The sequence below is a fragment of the Methyloglobulus sp. genome (genome assembly GCF_040079455.1).
Taxonomy (GTDB): Bacteria; Pseudomonadota; Gammaproteobacteria; order Methylococcales; family Methylomonadaceae; genus Methyloglobulus.
This window is the reverse complement of sequence record NZ_JBEBKJ010000117.1, coordinates 1-6,903: the sequence shown is the minus strand read 5'-3', so window position 1 is coordinate 6,903 and position 6,903 is coordinate 1. Positions and strand designations below refer to the sequence as shown.

5 protein-coding genes are annotated in these 6,903 nt (G+C 47.1%); 2 read left to right on the top strand and 3 right to left on the bottom strand.

Annotated features, from left to right (window positions below):
- Nucleotides 1-391 precede the first annotated feature (391 nt).
- Entirely contained in the window at nt 392-649 is a 258-nt protein-coding gene (locus tag ABL924_RS17135; protein ID WP_349028314.1) for a hypothetical protein, read from the top strand.
- A gap of 107 nt (nt 650-756) precedes the next feature.
- On the opposite strand, the gene ABL924_RS17130 is transcribed toward ABL924_RS17135, so the two are convergent.
- Genes ABL924_RS17130 through ABL924_RS17120 form a run of 3 tightly spaced genes read right to left on the bottom strand, consistent with a single transcriptional unit; the run spans nt 757 to nt 6,259 of the window.
- A complete protein-coding gene (locus tag ABL924_RS17130; RefSeq protein ID WP_349028313.1) occupies nt 757-1,362 on the bottom strand; it encodes a hypothetical protein in 606 nt (201 codons plus the stop codon).
- Nucleotides 1,363-1,371: 9 nt separating this feature from the next.
- Nucleotides 1,372-3,600, bottom strand: coding sequence for an RHS repeat-associated core domain-containing protein (locus ABL924_RS17125; RefSeq protein WP_349028312.1), 2,229 nt, complete (start codon nt 3,598-3,600; stop codon nt 1,372-1,374).
- 16 nt (nt 3,601-3,616) lie between these two features.
- Nucleotides 3,617-6,259: a DUF6531 domain-containing protein gene (locus ABL924_RS17120; RefSeq protein WP_349028311.1), complete on the bottom strand. Its 2,643-nt coding sequence runs from the start codon at nt 6,257-6,259 to the stop codon at nt 3,617-3,619.
- 84 nt (nt 6,260-6,343) lie between these two features.
- Here ABL924_RS17120 and ABL924_RS17115 point away from each other — a divergent pair, with 84 nt between their 5' ends.
- Nucleotides 6,344-6,511: a hypothetical protein gene (locus ABL924_RS17115; RefSeq protein WP_349028310.1), complete on the top strand. Its 168-nt coding sequence runs from the start codon at nt 6,344-6,346 to the stop codon at nt 6,509-6,511.
- Nucleotides 6,512-6,903: the final 392 nt, after the last annotated feature.

The window sequence follows — 6,903 nt, the reverse complement described above, 5'->3', positions numbered from 1 at the left end:
CACCTTAATGCCTTGTTTATGCAACCGCACTACCTGCTTTCGCCGCTCGTGCAGTTGCTCCAATGTTTGATACCTCGCGTCTTCTTTTTCCATACGGATGAGACACAAAATAACGCTATAAGTTCAAACTTTATAAGGCCGTATCTATATGATCTTGGGAGAACGTAATTTCTCCTTTTCCATTCGTGCGATTACGCTAAAGCTAATCGCACCTACGGCCCTTTGAACGGTTCGGCGATATTGTCACGGTCGAGGGCTTTACGGATTAAGGTGGCAACCGCGTCCAGCAGGACAAGATACCGTTGAGAGCGTAGCGCGAATAAGGACAGTGAAGAAGGTGCACCATGCTTGCATGTGGGCCTACTTCACCTATCTTGCCACGATCTAAAGGGTGTTTACGCCAAGGATGGCGTGTGTACCTGGCGTGGATAGGGGTTGGTTGTTCCGTGCTTTTTATCATGCCTTCTACAAAAAAGCCGAGAATGGGCTAAAAAGCCTAAATACAACCCCTATGCACGGGATATGCACGGATCAAACAACCCAAAAACACGGGATGAAGGTGCGCCCCAGCAAAACAAGTGCCATTTTGCATAGTGCAAATTATGCGAACAAATGGGGCGCGGAAGGCGGCCCCAGCTTATTCGCATAATCAGGGGCATTATGTATCTTGGCAAGGTTTTGCAAGGGGCGCACGGCTTGCCTTGGCGGCATGGCCGGGAAGCGGGTTTTTCGGCGGAACGCCTATCGGCTTCCGTGTTACGTGTTACGTGTTGATTCCAATTTTTTTAGTGTAAATTTATCAACGCATACGGCAAGGGGACGCCATATTTCATGATATAAATCTTCAGCACTATTCTTATATGCTATTTTCGATGCGTCTTCATATGTGTTGATTAACCCCCATTTATTAATTATCGTATTATCCAATATCTCATAACCAATTATTTCTTCTCCTTTTAAAATAGGTCGAATTGGAAAATCACCATATAACAAAGCTGGCTCAGTAAATTTATTGACTGTCCAGCCAAGTAGATTCATGGAATCTATTTTAATTTCTGAATTCCACTCATCCTGAAAAAACACGGGTAAATCTTTAAGATATCCTTCATCCGAAAATATCGTATAGGATAAGAGATCATTGCTCTTCAAAAGATCAAAAAAACCATCTTCTTTAATAATTAGCTCTGAATCTTTTTGAATAGGCTGTCCATCAGTCGCAACAGCAAATCCTTTCTCTTCAACTTCTTTCAACACCTTAATATCACCAAGATTAACCCACAACTCTGGTATTAAAAATAGATTACCATTTTGTGTATAAATATCTTTACAAATACAGCTGTGATGCGGCCTAAATTTATTCATGCTATCTCTTTATGGATAAGTCGGGGGTCTACCTTTGCCATTTAAATTTATCCACAAAGGATCAGGATTCCCATAAAAATGATGTCCAAAAAGTTTTTTTGTTTCTTGCCATCTGCATTTACACTGATCAAATGGATTCTGTTGAACTTCAAAGATAATATAATGTAACTTTCCCGTACCTGATCTTGTTCCATCAATACCGAATACTGATTGTTTTGGGCCTTGATAACCAACTTGGCCAACTGGATAGGGTGAACATGGTGGACAAGGCTTGTCAGGAGAGCAGGCATCTTGAATCGCACTACCCGCCGCAGCCGCACCTGCCGCACTACCTGCTGCACGTCCCGCAGCTGCGCCTACAGGAATCCCCTCAGGGCCAACCAGACCTCCAATAGCCCCACCCACTACACCGCCTACATAACCACCGACTTGCCCTCCAACTGCCGCACCTGAAGCTGCTAACCCTTGAGGGTCTGTATAACTGAGTGGATTCCCGCCGACATATGCATAAGTATTAATCCCCCCCGCCAACCCAATCGGGTCACTCTCAATATACCGTCCAATCGCCGGATCATAATCCCGAAAGCCGTTGTAATGTAGGCCGGTGGAATTGTCATAATACTGGCCGGGAAAGCGCAGGTTGTAGGTGAATTTCTGGCTGTTTTTGTCTGGGTCTTCATTGGCTAAGGTGCTGCCAAACGGCTCGCCATCCCAACGCCAGATCACTTTGCCCACGCCGTCGGCAATGGCTCTGGGGGTGTTGAGGTGGTCGGCATAGATGTAATAACGGGCGTTGTTCTTGATTAACGCCACCGGCATATTGCCTAACCATACCGTTTCCTGAATGGCTTTGCCGCTGGTGTCGTATTCACCCAGTAATTGTCCGGCTTCATCGTAGACAAAATAGGTGATACTGCCATTGATTTTGGTGATGCGCTGGCCTAAGCCGTTTATTTTGTAGGTATCGGTGCCGTTAAACCGTCCGGTGGCACTGACTAACCGTCCTCTGCCGTCATAGGCAAATTGGTTGCTGCCATCGCTGGTAATGTTACCGGCCAAATCATAACTGTAGGTTTTTAAGGCGGTCGTGTTTTGGCTGATTTTCAACAAGCGGTTATTGGTGGTAGCAATGGACGAGGTTTTGCTTGTGCCATTCACCAGCAACTGGGTACGGTTGCCGTTTAGATCATAGCTCAGGTCGGTTTGTGAGCGCGGCGTATCGACCGCCACCAAACGGTCTAAGCCGTCATGGACAAAGGTTTGGTCATAGTTCAGATCGGTATCCTTGTACTTGGCAATGCGGCTAGCGGCATCGTAGCTAACTGTCCGCACCCGCTCCCCTAAGTCATAGGCGATGATGCGCCCATCTAAGTCGAAATCGCGGATTGCTTTAAGGCCGTTTCCGTATACCCAATCCGCCGCCGTGCCGAACGGTTGGTAATGGATGGCGTTGACCAATACCTGCCCACTCATAGTTAACGCGCTCACCAAACCTTTGCTATAGGTGACATTAACCGTCTTGCCGGAGGGATACGTCATGGTGATTAACCGACCTGCGGTGTCGTAACCACAGCGCGTGATCAGCTTAATTGTACCTGTCGCCCAGGTTTTGCTCAGTACCCTGCCAGCCGCGTTATACGTCCATGAGGTGGTGCCGGTCGTATCGCGCATTAGGGTGAGATGGCCTAAGCCGTTAACGCCTTGGTCGTAAGCAAAACTGACGCTAACGTTGGTGTCATAAACCATCTTAACCAGCCGATTTAGGCTGTCATAAGTGTAGGTTAGGGTTTTGTTGCGGGCATCGGTGCGGGTTAACAGGTTGCCAGCATTATCATAGGTGCTGCGGGTCGTGCCGGTATCTGGGCTGGCTTGGCTTAATACCTCGCCAAAGGCGTTTTTGGTGTATTGAGTCGCCAACAAGCGCGGATCAGTGATGGCCGTCACTTCATCCACGGCATTGTATTTTGTAGCTGTCTTGCCCAGTTGCGTATTGGGCGTGGTTGGGTGCGGTTGGCTTTGTTGGATTAGCCTGTCCACCGCATCGTATTGTTGCGTGGTGGCATGGCTTAAGCCGTCAGTGGTTTTGGTCAGGTTGCCGTTGGCATCGTATTCGTAGTGCATGATCGGCGCCACCGCCAAGCAAAATCCCGGCGTAAGCCCAGAAAGCAGACTTAAAGACAGCACAATAGTGCGCTGGTGTTGTTTTAAATTGAGGTTAAGGCGTAAAGTACTAGTCATGTTGAATCCCCTTGATTTATTCCAGCCCAGTTGTCTTTTGCAGCCGATTCAAAGCGTCGTAGCTGCGGGTTAAGGTTTTGGCCAAGACACCCGTCGGGTCTTTTGTCTGCTCTTTAATGCGGTTGCCAGCGGCATCGAGTGTGTAAGTGACTTTGTTGCCCAAGGTGTCTTGCACTTGAATCAAGCGGTGCGCGGCATCGTAGCTGTATTTCAGGAAGCTGTTGTCGGGAAAAGTCAATTGGATGATCTGTCCGGCATTGTCGTAAGTCAACTTAGTCAATTCCGTGCCGACTTTTTGGGAAGTCAGGCGTTGGCGTAAATCATAAGTTGAAACAGTCACCAAACCATTGGCATCGGTCATTTGTTCCACTTGGCCGTGATGGTTATAGCGGTTATAGGTAATGGTCTGATTTAAGGCATTGGTCACCTTAAACAATTGTCCACGGCAGCCTAGATTAACGGGGCTGGTGCCGGTAATAGGATTGATGATCGGTGCAGCAGCACTGGCGGTACACGCCGCATTATGCGGATAATAGCTGTAGGTGGTCATATCGTTGACATCGGTGCGCGGGCCATTGACCACTTTCTTTAGCACCAAACCGGGTACGGCAGTGGAATAGGTGTAGGTGATGGTGGTCGTGCGGTTCAGGCCTCGTGCCGGGTCGCTTTCGGTCAAGCTGGTCAGGTTGCCTTTGGTGTCGTAGGCGTTGGTGGTTTTCTTAACTGGCGTGCCAGTCGCCGTTGCCCCGGTGTAGTCGGCAGTCACCAGCGGCAAACGCCATTTCGGGTGCCAGGTGGTGGTCATGGTACGGGCGGCAGGGGTTGCCGCACCCGCCGTGGTTAAGCCTTCGGTGCGCGATGTTTCCAGGTTACGGGCCATGTCGTAGCGGTAAGTGGTCTTGTGGCCATCAAAGTCGGTGCGGGATGCAACGTTGCCGTTGATATCATAAGTGATGTTGGAGGCGGATGCGGAACAGCCAGCACCGCCGGGTTGGCTTTGGCCGGTGCTTTTGACGACCCCTAATATGGTAGTGAAGTTATAAGTACGCTTGCTGCCTAGAGCATCAGTGACCACCGTTGACGTTGGATTACCAGTGCTATCAACGTTATAAACCAAATTGTTGTGGTCGATTTTTTTAGTAGCCGGTAAGTTTAAAGCGGGGGCTAATTCCTCGTCATACGCACGGCCTGCGGCATCATAACGGTAAGTGGCATAACGATTATTGTTTTCGTCGTTGATACCATTGAGGGCATGGATAAAAACTTTATTTTCGTAAAGATAGGTTTTAGTTTTACCATCAGGATAAGTAACACTGGTCAGATTAGAGTTACTATCATATCCATAATTGTTAACGCCACCTTGCGGATTAATCACCTTGGTAAGGCGCCCTGATAAATCGTAAATAAAATGTAAACTGCGCCCAAAAGAATCAGTGACTTTAATTAGCAAATCGTCAAACGGAGCAATAGTAACTGGGGTGGGTACAGGACAACCTATTCTGCTCGTAGTACAACTGTAGGTCATAGTTTGGACTAAACCTCCTCGGTTTTTTATACTTAACAATTTACCTTTAGTATCGTAGGTCTCAACTTCTCCAGTTGCATCCACCGTGTAGACCCAGCCGGTGCGTACGCCAGCAGTGTCTTTAAATTCAACAAGTTTGTCGGTGATGTCAGGGTCTGGGCGCCAGTTAGAACCAATTGGAGCGAATGTAAATACCTTACCACCAGGGCGGTGAACGAGTTGATTACCTGATTGGTTATTAAATGTAATTGAATAATTAAAACGATTGCGCCACTGAAAGCCTTGCTTATTATCAAAGTCGACAGAGGAGGTAGAGTTGTACATGCGAATAAAAGATAAGTCCGTAATCCCAGAATTAACATAGTCAGTTTCTCGCAATACTTTATTGCCGGCAGAAATTGAAATCGGGTTGTCAGTTTTTGGTATATCACAAGTAGGGTCAGGCGTTCCTTTTTGATTACCGACTTCACATGAAAACGTAACATTGTTAAAAGTACTGTTTTCGGGACAATCGTCTGGGCATTGCGTATCTTTGTGGACTGGAAGCATATCACCAGAATGATCGACACAATACCAAAACCTGTTGACTCCTTCAGAAGCTGTAGGGGGAAGATTGTCACGACGTGGATCATACCAACATTGCGCTTCTATCATCCCGTAATCAGATAGTTTTCTAGTAATTGTATAGTGATGATATTTATCGGCAAAATCGGGGAACCGAGAATATACAACCTTACAGGCCGTTTCGGCATCAGGGTAGAAATCAAAATAGTTATAACCATATTGGTCAGGCGCAGTCCAGCCAGGACTTACTGTTGCATGGGTTCCTGCGTAGGTTATAGACAGACAATTAAAAAGCATTAATAGCATAACTCCCAAGCCGCGCGGTGCATGCTGCCCCGTCCGCAAGGTTTCATCATGGTTCAAAAACGTCGCCGTCGGCAAAACGCGAGTCACGGGGTAACACATCCCATCACGCGAAGGCAATCCCGCCGCTAGCGTTTTAGGGTTGTAGACAGCGTTTGCTTTTGCCAGCCATTTAAGGAAAAACACCTGACGCATACGAAAACATGCCACCACCGTGCCGCCGTTTTCAGTCGTTGCCTGTTGAGCTTTGGTTTCTATATCTGCCATCTTCAATCCTTGTTATATGAGTGTGGAACCTACGCAAGACGGACTGGTAATTCAATGCCGTTACGGTTATACCCAAGAGCATTTATGACCTTCAGGTTACAAGAACCGTTGGCTGAGCGTAGCCGAAGCGAAAAAAAGAGCAGGCATAGGGCTTCGACTGCGCTCAGCCAGCGACAACCTGCCGCTCTGAGCGGTGTAAAAGCTAATTACCTAGCAGTAAAACAACTTAGCGTACGCGCAAGGAAGCTCTGAACAAATTGATTCCGCCCATGGTTCGACAGGCTCACCACGAACGGAATCAATTACTTACCGTTCGTCTTTATGCCCATTGGGTACTGAGCTTGTCGAAGGACTTAATCAGAGGTTCCTTAACTTAACGGCATTGGCAACCATAGCCGTCACGCTAAACCCGACTTTCTGCAAATCATCGAGTTAAATTTTGCCCTGGATATAAAGTGAACCGTTTTAGAAATCGCTTCCGAAAATACAGAAAAAATACGTTAAACGATACCTTGGTACGTAACAAATATTCAATAAATGTTGTAATTTTTGTCATTTCGACCATCGGGAGAAATCTTAAATTTCAGTAACTTAATATTTCTTTCTAGCATTTGAAATGACACTCAATGCGTTTGGTCATGTCC